Below are 20,090 nucleotides of genomic sequence, written 5' to 3'. Positions count from 1 at the left end.
GAGGCCGCGGGTGCGGCGGTCTCAGTCGAGATCGATCTTGCTGTAGATCTCGTCCCAGAGCGTGGCGTTGAAGCGCTCGGTGTCGTCGCCGATCTCGTCCCGCAGCGCCTGCCACTTCTCGACCGAGGCGATGTGCGAGTCGAGGATGGACTCGAAGTCGTGGAGGCCGCGGCGCTGGGCCTCCGCCATCACGATCTCGCGCTCGTTCTGCCGCACGGTGTCGACGGCCGTGGTGAACGTCGCGTCGGGCTCCACGAAGCTGATGCCGTGGTCCTTGGCGAAGGCGATGGCGGCGCGATCCTCCTCGGCGAAGCCGCGCGCGATGATGTCGGCGAGAAGGGCCGGCAGGTTCTTCACCACCGCCTGCTGCTCGGCGTCGGAGAGGCGGTCCCAGCTCTCCTTGCGCACGGCGAACGCCTCCATGCCGCGGGCCGTGCCGATCGGCTGGTCGACGATCGTCTTGACGCCGTCGCCGAGGCTGTAGGACTGGAGCCAGGAGAGTGGGGCGACGGCGCAGTCGATACGGTTGCGGGTGAGCGCCTCGGCGATCTCCGGCGCGGTGACGATGACGCGCGTCGCGCCGAGCTCCTCGAGGAGGCGTGTCTGGCCGCCGCCGACGACGCGGGCGCGCGTGCCCTTGAGGTCGTCGCTCGAGCCGATCGCCTTGTTGCACTGGAGGTAGTAGGGGGAGGTGGAATAGGGGGCGAGCGAGATCGCCCCGTTCTCCAGCATCTCCTCGCGGCAGGGCGGGCAGTGGAGCAGCACCGTCTCCGCGATCGCGGCGGTGACGACCATCGGATCGTCGCCGGTGAAGAGCACCTGCATCAGGCCGTTGATGTAGGGAAGCTCGCTCGGCGTCCACAACGGGATGAGGAGGGAGGCGTCGGCGGTGCCGTCGCGCAGCGAATCGAGGGCGCCCTTGGCGGAGGCGAGCTGGCCGCCGGGATAGGCCCGGATCGACAGGTCCGACTGCTCCTCGACGCGCTCGATGAAGGGGGTGACGGCGTTCTTGTAGACCGCGTTCACCGCCGGCTGCGAGCTGCCGTAGCGGAGCTCGGCCGCATGCAGGCTGCCGGCGGAGAGGAGCGCCATGGCGAGCCCAAGCTTCAGTGTCGCAACTCTTGCACGTTTCATCCTGTCCTCCTGGTTTTCATTTATGGCGGCGTCTAGTGGCCGCTCAGCGCGGGCAGCGTCAGCGAGATCGCGGGGAAGGCGAGCAGCAGGGTGATGATGATCGCCTCGCACACCAGGAACCACGCGACGCCGCGGAAGATGGTGGTGATGGGGATGGCGTCGTCGATCGAGGCCTTGACCGCGAAGACGTTGAGCCCGACCGGCGGAGTGAGCAGGCCGACCTCGAGGAACTTGACGACCACCACGCCCATCAGCACGCCGTCGAGCCCCATCTGGTGGAAGGTCGGCACGAAGAGCGGAATGGTGATCAGCATGATGCCGATCGGGTCGAGGAACATGCCGGCCGCGAGGTAGACCACCGCCATCAGCACGAAGAGCGGAACGACACCGCCGGGCAGGGCATCGATCAGATCCGAGATGGCGAACGGGATGCCGGCGAGCACGACGAACCGGGTGAGCAGCGCCGCGCCGATCGCGATGAAGAAGATGTTCGCCGTGTTGAGCGCGGCTTCGAGGAACGCCTCGCCGATCATGCGCCAGCGGAACCGGCCGGTCAGGACCGCGGCGATGAGCGCCAGGAACGCGCCGTAGGCGCCCGCCTCCGTGGCCGACACCACGCCCGAATAGATGCCGCCGATGACGCCGATGATGAGGAACGGCAGCGGCCAGATGCCGGCGAGCGCGCGCAGCCTCTCGCCGAGCGGCACCACCTCGTCGGAGCGCGGCGCGAGGCTGGGATTGCGCTTGCAGCGCAGGATGATCATCGCCGCGTAGACGAGCGCCGTCAGGATGCCCGGCACGGTGCCGGCGAGCATCAGGTCGGTGATCGATTCCTCGGCGAAGACGCCGTAGAGCACGAACATCACGCTCGGCGGGATCAGCGCGCCCAGGGTGCCCGCCGACGCCACGACACCCGCCGCGAGCCCCGGATCGTAGCGGTAGCGCAGCATTTCGGGCACCGCGATGCGCGCCATCGCCGTTGCGGTGGCAAGGCTCGACCCGGAGGCGGCGGCAAATCCCGCCGAGGCGAAGTTGGTGGCGACCGCGAGCCCGCCCGGCAGCCGGTTGAGCCAGAGGCGTGCGGCCCGGAAGAGCTGCTCGGTGATGCCGGAGCGATGGATGATCGCCCCCATGAGGAGGAACATCGGGATCGCCGTGAGCGACCAGCTGGCGGAGAATTCGTAGGGGATGCTCTTCACCGCACCGAACGCGGTGCGAAAGCTCGTCAGCGTCCAGATGCCGAAGAACGACACGCCGCCGAGGACGAGGCCGATCGGCAGGCGCAGGGCGAAGAGAACGACGAGGGCGGCAATTCCGACGAGGCCGATCGTGAGTGAGCTCACGCGTCTGCGCTCCGGTCGGCGGGGGCGGCGAAGATGGCGCAGAGGCAGGCGAGCGCCGTCGCCGAGAGGGCGACCGGCAGCGCCCAGCGGCTCGGCCAGATGGTCAGGAGGCCCGTGGTCGTCTCGATATATTCGGAGGTGTCGGTGGCTCGGAGGGCGGTGATCGTCGAGGCGACGCTCAGGAAGATGAACCAGGCGGCGAGCAGCAGGTCGCTGAGGCGCGACAGGGCGCGGTCGGCGGCGGGGGAGAGCCAGGCGTCGATGAGGTTCGCGGCGATCAGCCGTCCGCGCAGCCGCACGCTGAGGAGCGGCAGGAACACGACGCCGATCATGTAGTAGTGCGCCACGATCTCGGTGGTGCCTTCGAGGGAACGCCGCAGCACCAGTCGCGTCCCAGCTTCGGCGACGATGTGCAACATCATCAAAGCGATCGACGCGACGGCAACCGCATTCATCACGTATTCGAGACGACGGATGGCCGCCATCATCGCGATTTTCATGGAGTCCTCCCGGTCACCCGACGCCTGGCTACGTCAGGACACGCGTTCGGCAGGACAATCGGTTGTTGGGTGAACCTGGTCACATACAAATCACGTCTGACGACGACTATCATAGCGTATCTGACATACCGCAGACGGCTGTGCCCTCTTCTGGAAAGGGTGGCGGCGCGCACGGACGTCGCCGGACGACGAGAGGCGGCGCGTGCGCCGCGGCCTCATACGGCGGCGGCCGCTTCGGCGGCGTGGCGGCCGGCGAGGCGGCCGAACACGGCGGCTTTGCCCATCGCCGATCCGCTCATGTAGCCCTTGCCGTGGAAGCCGCCCATCACCTCGCCGGCGGCGAAGAGGCCGTCGATCGGCTTGCCCCACACGTCCGTCACCACGAGCCGCGTGTCGGTGCGCAGCCCGCCATAGGTGGTGAAGAGGCCGGAGGTGCAGGGGTAGCAGTAGAAGGGCGGCTCGGTGAGGGGCGGCGGCGTGCCGTAGCCCATGCCGAGCGTGGTGCGACCGAACGCGTCCGCCTCCCGTCCCTCGCATGCCGCGTTGTAGCGGGCGACGGTGTCGGTCACGGCGTCGACGTCGAGGCCGGCGGCGCTCGCGAGGGCGCCGATGCTGTTCGCTTCGATGAGGAGACCTTGCGCGCGGGCGCCGGCATAGTCGTGCGTGCGCGGCGCCTCGCGCGATTCGCCCATCACCCGGGCGTCGAAGATCTGGAAGGCGACCGCATCGGGCTGGGTGAGGCAGGCGTCGCCGAGCACCTTGTAGGAGGAGGCCTCGGAGATGAAGCGACGGCCGGTCCTGTTCACCGCGATGCCGCCGCGATACATCGCGTGGATCAGCGGGCGCGGCCCGTCATAGGTGCGGTTGGCGCCGGGATAGTCGGGCTTCGCGATGCCGAACGTGGCCTTGATGTAGCCGACGTCGGCAAGGTCGGCACCGAGCGCCCAGCCCATCACCAGGCCGTCGCCGTGCGAGCCGGAGCCGCCGAGGCGCATGGCCGCCGCCTGATCCGGCACGAACGTCTGCACCAGATGGTCGTTGCGTGCGAACCCGCCGGACGCGAGCACCGTGCCGCCGCGCACCGCGATGCGCCGCTCCGCGTCGCCTTGCGCGAGGACGACCGCGGCGACGCGGCCGGCCCCGTCCCGCTCCAGCGCACCCGCGCGCGTCGCGCAGAGATAGCCGGCGCCGACGGCGGCGAGCCGCTCGCGCAGGCACGCGAAGATCTGGCGCGGCACCGCCGGATGGCTGCGCGGCCGCGACATGTTGGAGGAGAGCTGCACCTCCTGGAAGGCGACGCCGATCGAGCGCAGCCAAGCGTAGGTTGCGAGCTGGTGCTCGATGTAGAGGTCGACGATGGCGGGGTCGTTGTGGTGGCCGCCGACGTCGAGAAGGTCGGCGCGCAGCTGCTCGCCGTCGTCCTCGATCCCTTGTTCGGCCTGCTGCGGCGTGCCGGCGAAGGCGAAGGTGGCACCGCTCAGCAGCGAGCTGCCGCCGTAGTCGGCCTCCTTTTCGAGGAGGAGGACGTCGGCCCCCGCCTCGCGGGCGGCGATCGCGGCGGCGTGGCCCGCCATCCCCGCGCCGACGACGAGGACGTCGATCTCGGCGGGGCAGTCGGAAAAGTCGATCGAAGGCATGGCGGCGCCGGCGTCTCAGTTCATGAAGTTGGGCAGGAAGAGGGTGATGCTCGGGAAGGCGATCAGCAGCGCCATGACGATGACCTCGGCGAGCAGGAACCAGGACACGCCCTTGAAGATGTCGATGAGCGAGACGCGGCCGCCCATGATGGATTTCATCACGAAGACGTTGAGGCCGACGGGCGGCGTGAGCATCCCGATCTCGATATATTTGACGAGGATGATGCCGACCCAGATGAGGTTCATGTCGGTGGCGTGGAAGATCGGCAGCAGGATCGGCAGGGTCAGCAGCAGCACGCCGAGCGGGTCGAGGAAGCAGCCGAGCACGAGATAGGCCACCGAGACGATGAGGATGATCGCGATCGGGCTCGTGCCGCCGGCCTCGACGGCGCCGGACAGGAAGGTGGGAATGCCGGTGAATGCCAGGAACCGGGTCAGCAGGGCGGCACCGATGGCGACGAGGAGAAGGGTCGCCGTGCTCTTCGTGGAATCGACGAGGCTGTCGACGAGCCCGCGCAGCGTCAGCCGGCGCTGCAGGAGCGACAGCACGAGCGCGATGACGACGCCCGCGGCGCCCGCCTCGGTCGCCGTGGTGATGCCGCTGTAGATGCCGCCGATGACACCGACGACGAGGATCGGCAGCGGCCAGATCGGCCCGAGGAGCTTGACCTTGTCGAGCAGCGAGCGGTGCTCGTCCGCGACCCGCGGTGCGAGGTCCGGGTTGAGCGTGCAGCGCGTGATGATGAGCCCGGCGTAGACGAAGGCGGTGAGAAGGCCCGGGATCACGCCGGCGATCAGCACCTGACCGACCGGGACCTGGGCGAAGATCGCGTAGAGCACGATGACGATCGACGGCGGGATGACGGCACCGAGGGTGCCGACGGCGGTGGCGACACCGGTCGCGAGGCCGGGGTTGTAGCCGAAGCGCAGCATCTCCGGCACCGCGATGCGCCCGAGCGTCGCCGTGGTGGCGAGGCTGGAGCCGCTCGCGGCGGCAAAGCCCGCGCCGGCGAAGTTGGTGGCGACCGCGAGACCGCCCGGCAGCCACCCGAGCCACACCCGCATCGCCTGGAAGAGACCCGCGGTCATGCCCGAGTGCGCCACGATCGCGCCCATCAGGAGAAACATCGGGATCGCCGAGAGCGTCCAGTGCGCGGCGAAGTCGTAGGGGATCGACTTCAGCGTGCCGAACGCCGCGCCGAAGCCGCGGATCGACCAGATTCCGAAGAAGGACACGGTGGACAGCACGATGCCCACCGGCATGCGAATCGCGAGCAGGACGAAGAGGATCCCGAGCCCGACGAAGCCCGTCGCGAGTGGGCTCACAGGGCCGCTCCGGTCGGGCCGTCGGTCGCGACGTCGGCGTGCGCCCCCGTCCGCCGCAAGGCGTCGCCGGGCGTCACCAACGCCACCGCCCCTTCGACGATCTGGGTGAGCATCACCAGGATGAACGCGACGAGACCGACGACGAGGAGCCAGCGCGACGGCCACAGAAGAAGGTCGAAATGCTGGGTCAGCGCGTAGTCGTTGCGCTGCGTGCGCTCCACCGCGGAGAGGTAGGAGGCGCGGGCGAACACCACCAGGAACACGGTGATGAGGACGTCGGACAGGAGGATCGCGAAGGCGGCGAGGCGGGGCGGCAGCGCCTCCACCACGAAGTCGACCGCGACGTGGTCGCGATGCAGCTGGGCGTAGGCGAGCGGCAGGAAGCTGACCGCCACCATGTAGTAGTAGGTGCCGATCTCGAGGGTGGCGGCGAGCGGGCTGTTGAGGACGTAGCGGGCGAAGACGTCCGCCGTCACGTGTGCGGCGAGGAGCAGCATCGTCACGCAGGACAGCGCCAGCAGAAAGCCGGCCGCCCATTCGCTCAGTCGCCTCATGGCCCGCAGCATCGTCGTCTCCTCCGTCGTTTCCGCGTCTCTTTTTGCCGGACGTCGGTATCGTTGCGCCGCCACGGCGGCGTGTGGTCTCAGCCCGTGGTCGTCTCCACCGAGGGCGCGAGATCGGGGGGCGTCTGCGCCTCCTGCGAGACCTTGACGCCGCGCAGGATGTCGAGCACGTCGCCGGGCGAGGTGGGCAGTCGATCGCCGCACCAGCCGACGTGGCCGTCGGGACGCACGATGGAGAGGTCCGCACCGTATAGCGCGCGCATCTCCGGTTCGTCGAACAGATCGACGACGGTCAGCGGAATATCGAACCGGCGGGCATGGCGCACGAACCCGTCGACGGCGGGCGCGTCCTCGGACAGGCGCAGGAGCACGAAGCCGCGGCCGAAGAGGTCGACCGAGGAGCGGCCGTCCTTCAGCCACACGTGGGGCGCCCGGTGACCGGGCCGGCCGGTCTGGCGATAGTCCGACACGAGGTCGGGCGGCTCAGGGCTGCCGTCGGGGCAGATCACCGGCGAGTGGTAGTAGTTGAAGCCGAGATGGATGCCGATGGAGTACCACTCCGCCTTCATCGTTTCGGTGTACCAGTCGCCGTAGGCCTTGCGCTCCTTTTCGCCTTCCGGGCCGGGCACGAAGGCGATCGGGGGCGGGGCCTTGGAGCGCGTCGACAGCATGCGCTTGAGGTTGCGCCCGGCCTCGGTCACGGCGCGGACGGCGACGGGCTTGCGCTCGATGGTGTAGGACGGCAGCAGGTGCTTGCCGCCCCATCCCTTGACCACCGCTTCGAGCTTCCAGGCGAGATCGACGGCGTCGGCGATCCCGGTGTTCATCCCGAACCCGCCGGTGGGGGAGGTGAGATGGCACGAATCGCCCGCGAGGAAGACGCGGCCCGAACCGTAGCTCTCGGCGACGAGCTCGCGCCGCACCCAGGGCATGATCGATTCGATCTCGAACTCGAACGGCTTACCCATCGCCCGCAGGATGATCTGGCGGATCTCCTCCTCCGGAATGGTCCGCTTCTCCTCGTTGCCGACGATCGACATGCGCCAGCGGTCGGCCCCGTCGATCGCGACGATGGTCAGCCAGGTGCCCTCCGGCCCGATGAAGATGAAGCGGTAGGCCTTCCCCTTGTCGTGCAGGGAGGGGAGGTCGCGGCAGCGGAAGATGACATTGGTGGTGTAGGTCAGCACCGGCCGCCCGTGCATCTCGATGCCGAGCTTGTGGCGGACCGTGCTCGCGGCCCCATCGGTCCCCACCAGATAGTCGGCGGCGATCTTCTTGAACGTGCCGTCCGGCAGGCCGATGTCGGCGATGACGCCGTCCTCGAGCTCCTCGAAGTCGAGGAGCTCGGTCCCATAGCGGATCTCGGCGTGGGGGAAGCGGCCGACGAAGCGCCGCAGGATCGGGTCGAACATGTCCTGCGGGCAGCGCTCGCGCTTCTGCGGGCTCTGTGGCGGGTAGGGTTCCTCTTCCTTGGACACCATCGGCTCGCGGCCGAATTCCACGCCGGCAAACGATTCGATCCACACATTGTCCTGCGGATAGTCGCGCGGATAGGGCGAGTACTCGACGTCCCGCGCGATGCCCCAGCGCCGGCAGAATTCCATGGTCCGCACGCCGACCATGTCCATCTTCGGCTGCTGGATCGCCCCATCCGTACGCTCGATCAGCAGCGAAGGAACGTCGCGCCAGGCAAGATCGCCGGCGAGCGACAGTCCCACGGGTCCGGCTCCGACGATGAGGATAGGGGTCTTCTCAAGGCTCATTTCCGGCCTGCATCCCAGACTATTGTTCCCGCTTGCTGCGCGGCCATGTGCCGCGCTCGCCGTGGGATATCGCACCGTGGCGATCGGGATGTCTAAGACCGAAACGGATGGGTCTGATACGCGTTATCTATGGCGACACGGCCCACTCCGACCACAAAATGGGGCACATCGCCTGCGGTCGGCCCCCCGCGGACGGGGCGCCGGCCGGGCCGTGTTCGCGGCTAGAGGATCGGCGGCGGGGCCGTGATGAATTCGCGCGCGATCTGGAGGAATTTCGGCAGCGTGCGCGACTCCGAATTCTTGTGCCAGGCGAGCTGAAGGAGCGTTGTCGGCGTGGTTTCCTTGAGGGGAAGGTAGCGCAGCTGGCCGGTGTGGATTGTGCTCAGCGAGCGCGGCACCATCGACATCCCCAGCCCCGCGGCGACGAGGCCGAGGAGGGTGTGGGTGTCGGCGACCTCGTGCACGATGTTGAGCGGGATGCCGAGATCGTAGAGCACGCTGAACATCTGTCGGCTGTAGTTGCGGTTCACCGAGGGGATGACGCGGATCAGCGGCTCGGTCACGACGTCGGCGACGCTCACCTCGGTCCGCTCGGCGAGTGGATGCGTCTTCGACACGACGACGACGAACGGCTCCTCCATCATGGTCAACACGTCGAGCTCGGGGTCGACCATGGGACCGCGCAGGATCCCGAGGTCGATGCGGTCCTCCCGCAGCCCCTCGATCTGCTGGCCGATCGTCATCTCCCGCAGATGAAGCCGCACCTGCGGGTGGCGCTTGGCGAAGATCTCGAACAGCGGCGGGATGAGCGTGTAGATCGAGGAGAAGATGGCGCCGATCGTCAGCGGGCCCTCCTCGCCGCGCTCGATCGCTTGGACGAGCTCGGCCGCGATCTGCGTGTTGTTGATGATGCGCCGCGCGTAGACGATGAAGGCCTCGCCTTCGGGCGTCAGCGAGATGCTGCGGCGGCTGCGTTTGAACAGCTGCACCTTGAGCTGCTGCTCCAGCGTCAGGATCTGCTGGCTGAGGGGCGGCTGCGCGATCCCCATCTTCTCGGCGGCCCGGGTGAAGTTCATCTCCTCCGCGACGGCGAGAAAATATCTCAGCTGGCGCAGCTCGATCCGGGGGAGTTTGCTGTAGACCTCGGTGCGTCTGTTGGACGAATCCATCAACGTTTCGTCGCGTGCACCGTCTTCTTTCGACATGCTTCGTCAACTCTTCTCAGCGCGATCCTCGCTCATCCGAAACCGTGCTTGTCCGCCCAAGTTCGCGGCGACAACTGTCCAACGGGAGGCCGGACGTGGGACTCTGGCTGATCGAGGTGGACCGCCTCTGTAGCATATTGTCCGCACTCTGTGTCGCGCTCCGCTGACGGTCGATCGCGGTTCCGCCTTTCGGCATCGCGACCCTCGCACCATTCGTTTGCGCTATCACGTGCATCGCAGACGGTCTTTTGCCGTTCCGTCGGGCATGCCTATCCAAGGCGCATGGCGGCGGGAGACGGGTCCATGCGGGCGATCCACATCGAGACCTATGGCGGCATCGAAGTCATGCGGTTGCGCGAGCGGCCGGTCCCGGAGCCGCGGCCCGGCGAGGTGCTGGTGCGCAACGCCGTCTCCGGCGTCAACTTCATGGACGTGCATACTCGGATCGGAAAATATGCCCGCTCGCGGACCTACCCCGTCCGGCTGCCCGTCACGCTCGGCATGGAGGGGGCGGGCGAGGTCGTGGCGATCGGAGAGGGGGTGGCGGACGTCGCGGTCGGCGACCGGGTCGCCTACTGCCTCGTCTGGGGCAGCTACGCCGACTATACCGCCGTGCCGGTCGATCGCCTCGCCCCGATCCCGGACGGTCTCGATGCCGAGGGTGCGGCGTCGGTCCTGTTTCACGGTCTGACGGCCCACTATCTCGCACGTGACGTCGGCGCGCTCGGCCCGGGCAAGGTCTGCCTCGTCCATGCCGCGGCGGGCGGCGTCGGCCAGCTGCTGGTGCAGATGGCGGTGGGCCTCGGGGCACGGGTGATCGCCACCGCGAGCACGCCGCAGAAGCGCGACATCGCCCTCGCGTGCGGTGCCGGGACCGCGCTGGCCTATCGCGACGGCGAGGACTGGGCGGGTGAGGTGCTGACGCTCACCGGCGGCGACGGTGTCGACGTCGTCTTCGACCCGCTCGGCGCGGCGACACTGCGCGAGGGCCTGCGCTGCCTGCGCCGTTTCGGCCGCATGGTGAATTTCGGCTCGGTCACCGGCCCGGTGGCGGACCTCGACCCCATCGAGCTCGGCGAGGCGGGCTCGCTCTGGCTGACGCGGCCGCGCCTCGCCGACCATCTGCGCAGCGGTGCGGAGTTCCGCTCCCGCGCGGCGGACGTCTTCGGAGCGGCCATGAGCGGCGCGCTTCGCCACACGCCGGGCACGAGCTATCGTCTCGACGACGTCCACCGTGCCCACGAGGCGCTCGAAGCGCGCACGTCCGTCGGCAAGCCGCTGCTGTTGCTCGTCTGACCGGCGACCCGCGTCGCAGCGGGATCCCGAGCCCTCTCCAACGGCGTTGCCGCGGGTCGCGGCGGTCGTGCTCTGCGACCCGTACCCGGCGGGTTGCAGCCATGGCTGCAACCCTGCCCGTCGGCGAGACCGGGGATCGGAGGGGAGAAGTGAAATCGCGCCGAGTGGTGCGGGCGCAGGGAGCGCAGCGACTGAGCCACGGTCGGTGCGATTTCGCTTCGGGGAGCAAGGGGCAGCGCCCCTTGGCCCTCCCCGCTCTGAAGTCAGACGACGGCCGCAGGCCGACCGAACCGTCCTTCGGCAGAACAACGCGAGGAGAGGGACTTGTTCCGGCACAGCGTTGTCGCGTGGGACAGGATAAACAATCGCAAGTAGAAGAATGTGCCAGGAATGCGACAGAAGCACTGTTGCAATTTGGAATAATCTTGCTTGCGACGTCGGCACGGCCCTACGGTGACGACGCAGCGGCAAGGACCTGCGGCGACAAAAATGGGCTCTCACCGGCAGGCGAGAGGAGAACAAGAGTGCGTGGGGATTCGTTCATGCGGGCGTGTGCGTGGTCGCTTGCGGCTGTCGTGCTCACGGGCTCGGCGGTGCCGGTGGCGGCGGACGACTTGTCGTCCTTCCCGGCAGTCATCCTGCCGCCGGACGTCGTCTCTCTCGGCTGCGTCGAGGGTGGGTCAGGGTACGGCTGCACCTTGGATCTGGGGCTCGGCGCGGCGCTCTATGCGACCGTCACCAACGGGCGCGAGGCCGACGACACCGCCCCGTCCGATCTCTCCGCGACGCTTGCGGGAAACGGCACCCTGCCGGGACAATATTACGGCTTCGTGTTCTCGACCTTCGGCGTCACGGGCGCCGACAATTTCGCCGTCGATCCCGAGGGGACGAGCCCGCCGGCCTATGCCGCCGGCGGCTCGGTGACGATCGTCAATGCTGGCGATCTCAGCCTGGAGAGCATGATCGCGAGCGACATCTATTTCGAACCGCCGGCCGGGCAATACGATTCCTCCCCCGGCTATCTCGCCTACGGCGCCGGCGCGATCGTCGGCCTCTCGATCGGCGCGGAAGGCTTTGCCGACCACTCCAAGAACGTCGCGGATCCGAATTTCGACGGCGGTGCCGGCGGAGCGGTGACGATCAGCAATTCCGGCGTCGTCTCGGTCGTCGGCTCGGGCGGCTCCATCGACTTCGGCTCCACCGAGATCCCGGTCGCCCTCAATGCCGTCGGGGCCTATTCGATCGGTGGCGACGGCTGGGGCGAGACGACCTCCGACACGCGCCACGGGGGCGACGGCGGCGCCGGGGGGGCGATCACGGTGACCAACACCGGGTCCATCTCGGCCAATGGCGGCAGCTGGACCGGGTCGACGAACGGGATCTTCGCGCTCTCCCAAGGCGGCGTCGGCAACGTCTCGGAGGCGGAGACCGACATCGCGTCCTTCGGTGGCGACGGGGGCGATGTCACGATCACGAATGCCGGCAGCATCACCGGGACCGGCGCGACCGTGACGGGCATCTACGCGGTCTCGACCGGCGGCAATTCGAACGACCATCTGCGCCCCCTCGGGGGAGACAACGACAAGACCTCCATCGCCGGCGACGGCGGCACGGTCGAGGTGATCCTCGAGGCCGGCAGCGACGTCACCATCACGGCCGACGACACCGCGATCGGCGTGATGGCGATCAGCGCCGGCGGCTACGCCAACACCTGGGACAACGGCAGCGGCGGCGACGTCACGGTCAGGGTGGAGCAGGGCGCGACCCTCACCACCTCGGGCGACACGCTGTCGGTCGGTATCCTGGCGGTGAGCTCCGGCTCGATCGGCGAGGTGGCTCCCGCCGACACCCAGGCCGTGAGCACGGCCTTTCCCGGCCCCCCCGGGGCGGTCACGGTCGAGAATGACGGCACCATCGAGACGACCGGCTCGATGGCGATCGGCATTGCCGCCTCCAGCATCGGCGGTGCGGCGATCGTCACCAACGGCGATGCATCGGCCGCCAGCGTGCTGGGCAACGCCGCCGACGGCGACTACGCCTTCGACGGCGGCGGCGTCGTCCTCGACAACGGCGGCACGGTGACGACGCTGGGCCTCGCGGCGCACGGCCTTCTCGCCCAGTCGGTGGGCGGCGGCGGCGGCCTGTTCAACATCATCGAAAGCGACGCGGCCGCCGTGGCGATCGGCAGTCAGACGAGCTCGAACGTCGATGGGGGCGACGGCGCCGCGGTGACCCTCACCAACTCCGGCTCGGTGACGACCGGCGACGGCGAGGGGACCGGCGACGCCGCCATCGGCATCGTGGCGCAGTCGATCGGCGGCGGTGGCGGCAGCTCGGCCGGTCGCGCGATGTTCCTCGGCGGTCTCGACGCCGACGGGAACGGCGGCGGCGACGGCGGCACGGTCGGCGTGACGACCACCGGAGCCAGCAAGGTCACGACGAAGGACTTCGCCGCCCTCGGCATCCTCGCCCAATCCGTCGGCGGCGGTGGCGGCAACGGCTCGAACGCGTGGGGCGCGGTCGCGGCCGTCGGCGGGGCCGGGGGCAACGGCGGCGACGGCGCGGCGGTCACCGTCATGCTCAAGGATACCGGCGGGGTGGTGACGCAAGGCATCTACGCCGCCGGGGTCCTCGCCCAGTCGCTCGGCGGGGGCGGCGGCAATGGCGGCTACGCCGACTCGTTCGGCTCGCTCGGGTCGACGGCGATCGGTGGTCGCGGCGGCAGCGGCGGCGACGGCGGCACGGTATCTATCGACAACGCCACCACCGTCTCCACCGGGGGCGACCAGGCTTGGGGCATCGTCGCCCAGTCGCTCGGCGGGGGCGGGGGGACCGGCGGGGCGGCGGCCGCCTATTCGGCCGGCGTGATCACCATCGGCCTGGCATTGGGCGGGGCGGGCGGCGACGGGGGCGACGCCGACGCGGTCTCGGTCACCAACACCGGCACGATCCTGACCGGCTATGCCGACGGCTCGACCTACGCCTATACCGGCGCCGGAGCGGCGACCGACGGTGCCGACGCCCACGGCATTCTCGCCCAGTCGATCGGCGGGGGCGGCGGATCGGGCGGATCGGCGTCGGCCCGATCCCTCGGCATCCCCACCACCGAGGTCCCGACCATCACGTTCGACTTCGCGAGCGGCGGAAGCGGCGGCTCCGGCGGCGACGGCGGCGAGATCACCATCGCCAACTCCGGAACCGTGAAGACGGCCGGCGACGGGGCGCACGGCGTGTCGGCCCAGTCGATCGGTGGCGGCGGCGGCAACGGGGGGGACTCCACCGCGGCGTCCTATTCGCTGCAGGGCGGGATCGGCGACATCAACCTCGCCGTCGCGCTCGGCGGGACCGGTGGCGGGGGTGGCTCCGGCGGCGACGTGACCGTGACCAACGGCACGGCCTCCGTGCAGAATGCGAGTGGCGTCTCGACGCCCTGCCTGAGCGATTGCGACGGCACGATCGAAACCTACGGAGACAACGCGATCGGCGTCCTCGCCCAGTCGATCGGCGGCGGTGGCGGCACCGGCGGCACGGGGAATGCATCGACCTCGAGCGCGAGCTTGGGCAATCTTCTGAGCGAGGGCGAGGGAATGTCGGCCTCGATCGCGACCGCGGTCGGCGGCAGCGGGGGCGATGGCAACGTCGGCGGCCGGGTGGTCGTGACCAATCTGGCAGGCAGCCGCATTCGGACCTATGGCGCGTCGTCCTACGGCATCTACGCCCAGTCCGTCGGCGGGGGCGGCGGCGCCGCGGGTAGCAGTGCGACCGGCACCGGGACCGGCACGATCAAGGTCGACGTGAGCGTCGGCGGCGACGGCGGAAGCGGCAACGACGGCGGCGAGGTCGCCGTCACCAACGCCGGCACGATCGTCACCGGCGGCTACACCACCCTGGAGGACGGGACGGTGGTCACGGCCGGTGGCGACGCCGTCGGCATCTTCGCGCAGTCGATCGGCGGGGGCGGCGGATCGGGCGGCGGCACGGATCCCGCGACCACGTTCGGCTTCGACGGCCAGCTGATCACCACCGTCAAGTCGCTCGTCGACAAGGGTCTCGCTCAGTCGAGCTCGCTGTCGATCTCCTATGCGGCGACCGTCGATGTCGGCGGCAAGGGCGGCGCCGGCGGGGCGGGCGGCGACGTCACCGTGGCCAACACCGGCACGATCACCACCTACGGCCAGCGTTCCTACGGCATCGAAGCACAATCGATCGGCGGCGGTGGCGGCAACGGCAGCTCGGCGACGGCGACGACCCCCTCGACCTGGGAAACGATCAACTCCGACTTCGAGGCGTACGGCAGCAAGCTGCTCGCCAAGACGACGGGCCAGTTCTCCATCTCGCTGGCGGCGAGCGTCAGCGTCGGCGGCGTCGCCGGCTCCGGAAGCACCGGCGGGACCGTCACCGTCGAAAACGCCGGCTCGATCACCACCGCGGGCTACGCAGCGCATGCAATCCTCGCCCAGTCGATCGGTGGGGGCGGTGGCGTCGGCGGGGACGGAACATCGAGCACGTCCGCGACCCTGAGCCTCGGTGTCGGCTATTCGGCGTCCGGCGGCGCCGGCAACTCCGGCGGCTCGGTCATCGTCGACGACGCCGGCGAGATCACCGCCGTCGGCGACGACGCCTACGGCATTCTCGCCCAATCGATCGGCGGCGGCGGTGGTGTCGCCGGTGCCGGCTGCACCAACTCCTCGCCCCAATATGCCTCGCTCGGCGTCGAGGCGAGCCAGTGCCTGAGCTCCAGCATTTCTGGGACGTCGGAGTCCGCGTCCGCCCTGACCGACACCCTGGTGATCGGGATCGACTTCAAAGGCAGCGCCGGAGCCAACGGCGACGGCAACACCGTCGAGATCGACAAGAGCGCCGGAGCGATCGTCGCCGGCGGCGCCCGGGCGATGGGCATCGTCGCCCAGTCGATCGGGGGCGGTGGCGGGCTCGCCGTCGGCGAGGCGACGAGCATCAGCTCCGTGACGTTCGAGAGCACGCTGATGTCCGGCGCGGGCGGCGACATCGCCGTCGATCTCGGCGCGGATGCGACGGTGACGACCTATGGCGACGGCGGCTGGGGCATCTTCGCCCAGTCGATCGGCGCCGGCGGCGGCTTCTTCGGCGATTCCTCCTTGGGGCTGAGCTTCCTCAACGTGAACACGCTGTCGCTGGCGACCGGGGTCGCGCCCGTCATGGGGGGCGACATCACGCTCGACCTCGCCGGCGACATCGCCACCTACGGTGCCAATGCGCATGGTGTGGTGGTGCAGACGAGCGGCGCCGGCAACAGCGGCGGAGTCGGCGCCGGCGACACCACGGTGCTCGGCGCCGATCTCGGGTCGACGCAGGGCGTGTCCTACGGCGTCGGCGGCGCGATCAGCCTGACGCAGACCGGCGGGACGATCTCGACGGCGGGTCTCAACGCGATCGGCATCGTCGCGCAGAGCATCGGCACCGTCGAGACGCAGAGCCGCATCGCGCTCACCATCGCCGGCACGGTGGAGGGCGGCACCGGTCCGGACGCGGCCGGGATCGTCGTGTCGGGCGGCCTGATACGGACCGAGGCCAACATCGATGCGCAGACCGGGGCGAACACGATCACCATCACCGAGAGCGGCACGGTGTCGACCGCGGCGGGGGTCGACGGCACCGCCATCCTGGCGCTCGACTCGTGGATCGCGGTGACCAACGAGGGCACCCTCGTCGGCAGCGTCCGCCTTCTCGAAGGCTCGGACATCGTGACCACGTTCGCCGACAATTCCCTCGGCAATACCGGCTTCTTCGCCAGCGGCGCGGTGGTCGACGTGGGTGCCGTGCTCAACGCCGGCACCCTGTCGGTCGGCGGTGACGCGAACGTCGCGACGACAGTCTTCGGTGGTGATTTTGAGCAGGAGAATGCCGGCGTCCTGGCGATCGACATTGACGCGCTCGGGACCCAGACGGCGGACCTCGTCGAAGTCGCGGGCGAGGCCGATCTCGGCGGAACGATCGAGACGCTGTCGCTGAACCTCCTGCCCGGCAGCTACACCGTGCTGACGGCGCGCGACATCGTCGACGAGGGGTTCGGCGTTGCCGACACGCTGCTGTTCGACTGGTCCGCGCAGCTCACGTCCACCGGCCTCGCGATCTCACCCGCGGCCGACTTCACCCCCTCCGGGGCGAGCCTCACGACCAACGAGAGCGCGCTCGCCGGCTATCTGCAGAGCACTTGGGACGCCGGCGGCTCCGACACACTCGCGCCGCTCTACGGCGTGCTGTCCGACATCGGTTCCAGTGCCGACTACGCCGCCGCGCTCGACGACATCGCCGGCGAAACGCTCTCGGTCCACGCGAGCGATCAGGCGCTCGCCACCCGCATCGGGCTCGACGGCGCCTTCTCCTGCCCGGTCTTCGTCGGCGAGGGTACCCTCCTCGGCGAGACCTCCTGCGTCTGGGGCAAGGTCGAGGGCGGCGTGACCCGTCGCGGCTCGTCCGCCGGCTCTCCCGGCTACAGCGAGGATCGGCTGACGTTCCGCGTCGGCGGGCAGGGGGAGGTCTCGTCCGATTGGTTCGTCGGCGGCAGCGCGTCCTATTCGATCGTCGGCGCCGACACCGGCAGCCTCGGTGCCGGAAGCGACGGCGAGCGTGTCGATGCCTCGGTCGCGGTGAAGCGGGTGGCGGGACCCTGGTATCTCGGGCTCGGCGCCAATTTCGGCTACGGCTGGTACGACAATCACCGCCGCGTCGACATCTACGGGTCGGGCCAGCGCGTCACCAGCGATACCGACGTGTTCACCGCCGGCGGGCGCCTCAGGATCCAGTACGAGCTGCCCTTCGCCGACTGGTATTTGCGGCCGCGCGCCGACATCGACCTGCTCTACGCCCACGTTCCCGCCTATCGGGAGAACGGGCCGGCCGGGGCGGCATTGGACGTCCGCGCTCAGGACGAGACGACGGTGGCGTTCGCTCCCTACCTGGAAGCGGGCGGTCGGTTCGGCCTCGGCGAGGCGTGGGTGCTGCGGCCCTACGCCGGCGCCGGACTGGTCGCGATGACCAACGACACGTGGGTGACCAAGGCGAGCCTCGTCGGCGCGCTGTCGAGCGCCGGCACGTTCGAGATCAAGAGCGACGTGCCCAACCTGATCGGCCAATTCGATCTCGGCCTACAGCTCACCCGCGGCAACGGCTTCGAGGCACGCCTCGAATACGGCCTCGAGCTCGGCGACGACTACCAGTCGAGCACCGGCTCCCTCCGCATCGGCTTCGAGTTCTGACAGCCGCAGCCGCCCATTGCGTCGGGAACCGATAGGGTGAGTTCGCGCGAAGCCATCTGCGCGCTCTGGACGAGCGAGCCCATTCGCCTCACCCACTCTGGCAGGGCGGTCCTGGAGCTGAGCGGCTAGGCCGTCCGGCGATCAGGGTCTCGGCTGCTTTGGAATTCTGTGCTGACGATGTCGAGGAGGGGCTGGAGGGCCGGATTCGTCGAGGCGCGGGGGACGCTGAAGTAGATGGTGGAGGGCGGGATCGGGTGGGTCGTGTGGAGCTCGAAGAGGCGCCCCTCGGCGATGTCGTCGCCGATGAGGATCCGCGGTAGGACGCCGAGGCAGACGCCCGCCTTGGCGAGGCTGTAAATCGTCGCCACGCTGTTGCAGCTGCAGAGATTGCGGGGCGACACCCCCTCGCGGCCGAACCATTCGACGATCATCGAGAACATGTTGGACGAGGCGCCGCTGGTGAAGATCCGGTGGGGCGCGAGATCGCGCGGGCCGTAGCAGCGGTCGGTCGCGACGAGACGGGGCGAGGCGACCCAGACCGGCTCGTCAACGCCGACCCGCTCCTGCCGGATCGCGCCGGCGCCTTGCTCCCCGACCACGACGGCGGCGTCGAGGGCGTTGCCGGAGAGCCGCCGCGCGAGCGCGGAGCTGCTGTCGACGCTCACCGCGATGCGCAGCTGCGGATGCTGCCGCTCGATGGCGAGCAGAATGTTTGGCAGGTGGACGAGGGCGAGCGCATCGGGAATGCCGAGCCGCACGGTGCCGACGAGGGTCTCGTGCCGCCTGATGCGGAACCGTAGATCCTGGGAGAGGGCGAGAATGCGCTCGCCATATTCGGCCACCATGTGGCCGTCGTCGGTGAGAACGGCGGTCCGCCCGGAGCGCTCGAAGAGCCGCACGGCAAGTTCTTTCTCCAGCTCCCGCATGCGCAGCGAGACGGCCGGTTGGCTGATCCCGAGCATGTCCGCCGTCGCCCGAAACGAGCCGAGCCGACTGATCCACACCAACGTTTCGAAATGGGTGAGGGAAGGGGCCACTGATTAGCAATCGCTATCGGTTTGTCGACGCTTTCTAATTTGTCCCATGCCCCATCCGTTTGCACAATCCGTCACCAAGTCCAAGGCGTGGATAAAAAGTGGTCAATTGACGTGGGGGGTGCACAAAAGTTGGAGCCGATGAAGATGTTTGACACTTTCGACAGACGGACATTCTTGACGCTGGTCGGCGGGGTGGTCGCCGTGGCCGGCGTCCTCGGGGCGGGGTCCGCCGCTCACGCGCAGGCGCTCGATGCGATCCGTGACGCGGGCCGCATCCGGGTTGGATACTTCCAGGCCGCCCCGGTCAGCTTCTCGGATGCTTCGGGCGAGCTGATGGGCACGAGCTTCGATCTCTTGAAGCGGATCGTGGCGGAGAACGATCTCGGCGAGATCGAGCCGGTGCTTCTGGAATTCGACGGCCTCATCCCCGGTCTCGTCGCCGGCCGGTTCGACGTCGTCGTCGGTTCGCTCGCCATCAAGCCGACGCGTTGCACCGTGATCGATTATTCGAAGCCCGACATGGTCGTGTCGTCGGCCATTGCGGTGAAGAAGGGCAACCCGCTCGGCCTCCACAGCTTCGCCGACATCGCCGCAGACCCGAAGATCCGCCTCGGCGGCGTGGCGCAGACCTACGAGGTGTCGACGGCGAAGAAGGCGGGCGTCGCCGATGCCCAGATCACCGTGTTTCCGAGCGACGATGCGATGATCGCGGGCCTCGCGGCCGGCCGCGTCGACGCCGTCGTGAGCGTCGGGACGCTGCTCGTCTCGACCGTGCAGCGCAACGCGGACGCCGGCGTCGAGGTCGTGCAGGACTTCGAGGTTCCCGTGATCGACGGCAAGCCGGACATCTCGCCAGGCGGCTACGGCTTCCGCAAGGGCGTCTCCGACGAGCTCATCGCCCTCTTCGACAAGACGATCGACGAGGCGCTCACCTCGGGCTGGCAGCTCGAGAATTTCGAGAAATACGGGCTCGGCGCCTCCAGCCTGCCGTCGGTGGAGATGCAGGCGGCCGACTACTGCAAGGGCTGACGGGTCGGGCCCGCCGCGA

At 69.1% G+C, this 20,090-nt stretch carries 12 protein-coding genes; 3 read left to right on the top strand and 9 right to left on the bottom strand.

Features of this window, described 5'->3' with window-relative positions:
• Nucleotides 1-21: 21 nt before the first annotated feature.
• The 8 genes from JCR33_RS06540 to JCR33_RS06505 form a co-directional block, all read right to left on the bottom strand.
• A complete protein-coding gene (locus JCR33_RS06540) occupies nt 22-1,134 on the bottom strand; it encodes a C4-dicarboxylate TRAP transporter substrate-binding protein (protein ID WP_198881206.1) in 1,113 nt (370 codons plus the stop codon).
• 32 nt (nt 1,135-1,166) lie between these two features.
• Nucleotides 1,167-2,477: a TRAP transporter large permease gene (locus JCR33_RS06535; protein WP_198881205.1), complete on the bottom strand. Its 1,311-nt coding sequence runs from the start codon at nt 2,475-2,477 to the stop codon at nt 1,167-1,169.
• Complete coding sequence (locus JCR33_RS06530) at nt 2,474-2,977, bottom strand: TRAP transporter small permease (protein ID WP_198881204.1); 504 nt, start codon at nt 2,975-2,977, stop codon at nt 2,474-2,476. Before JCR33_RS06530 ends, JCR33_RS06535 begins: the two co-directional genes overlap by 4 nt.
• Before the next feature lie 215 nt (nt 2,978-3,192).
• Complete coding sequence (locus JCR33_RS06525; protein ID WP_198881203.1) at nt 3,193-4,614, bottom strand: FAD-dependent oxidoreductase; 1,422 nt, start codon at nt 4,612-4,614, stop codon at nt 3,193-3,195.
• Between the two features lie 15 nt (nt 4,615-4,629).
• The gene (locus tag JCR33_RS06520; protein ID WP_198881202.1) at nt 4,630-5,940 is read right to left on the bottom strand and encodes a TRAP transporter large permease; all 1,311 of its coding nucleotides are present in this window, start codon (nt 5,938-5,940) and stop codon (nt 4,630-4,632) included.
• Complete coding sequence (locus JCR33_RS06515; RefSeq protein ID WP_198881201.1) at nt 5,937-6,506, bottom strand: TRAP transporter small permease; 570 nt, start codon at nt 6,504-6,506, stop codon at nt 5,937-5,939. The genes JCR33_RS06520 and JCR33_RS06515 overlap by 4 nt, the downstream gene beginning before the upstream one ends.
• A gap of 77 nt (nt 6,507-6,583) precedes the next feature.
• Entirely contained in the window at nt 6,584-8,266 is a 1,683-nt protein-coding gene (locus tag JCR33_RS06510; RefSeq protein WP_198881200.1) for an FAD-dependent oxidoreductase, read from the bottom strand.
• Between the two features lie 221 nt (nt 8,267-8,487).
• Entirely contained in the window at nt 8,488-9,435 is a 948-nt protein-coding gene (locus JCR33_RS06505) for a LysR family transcriptional regulator (protein WP_211110094.1), read from the bottom strand.
• Between the two features lie 339 nt (nt 9,436-9,774).
• On the opposite strand from JCR33_RS06505, the gene JCR33_RS06500 reads away from it, so the two are divergent.
• Nucleotides 9,775-10,767, top strand: coding sequence for a quinone oxidoreductase family protein (locus JCR33_RS06500; protein ID WP_198881198.1), 993 nt, complete (start codon nt 9,775-9,777; stop codon nt 10,765-10,767).
• Between the two features lie 524 nt (nt 10,768-11,291).
• Nucleotides 11,292-18,005, top strand: coding sequence for an autotransporter outer membrane beta-barrel domain-containing protein (locus tag JCR33_RS06495; protein WP_198881197.1), 6,714 nt, complete (start codon nt 11,292-11,294; stop codon nt 18,003-18,005).
• A gap of 125 nt (nt 18,006-18,130) precedes the next feature.
• On the opposite strand, the gene JCR33_RS06490 is transcribed toward JCR33_RS06495, so the two are convergent.
• Nucleotides 18,131-19,042: a LysR family transcriptional regulator gene (locus tag JCR33_RS06490; RefSeq protein ID WP_198881196.1), complete on the bottom strand. Its 912-nt coding sequence runs from the start codon at nt 19,040-19,042 to the stop codon at nt 18,131-18,133.
• 144 nt (nt 19,043-19,186) lie between these two features.
• Between JCR33_RS06490 and JCR33_RS06485 the strand changes: the two genes are divergently transcribed.
• The gene (locus JCR33_RS06485) at nt 19,187-20,071 is read left to right on the top strand and encodes a transporter substrate-binding domain-containing protein (protein ID WP_198881195.1); all 885 of its coding nucleotides are present in this window, start codon (nt 19,187-19,189) and stop codon (nt 20,069-20,071) included.
• The last annotated feature ends 19 nt before the right edge of the window (nt 20,072-20,090 follow it).

The sequence above is a fragment of the Acuticoccus mangrovi genome (assembly GCF_016411865.1).
Taxonomy (GTDB): domain Bacteria; phylum Pseudomonadota; class Alphaproteobacteria; order Rhizobiales; family Amorphaceae; genus Acuticoccus; species Acuticoccus mangrovi.
This window is presented reverse-complemented; position numbering and strand designations above follow the sequence as displayed.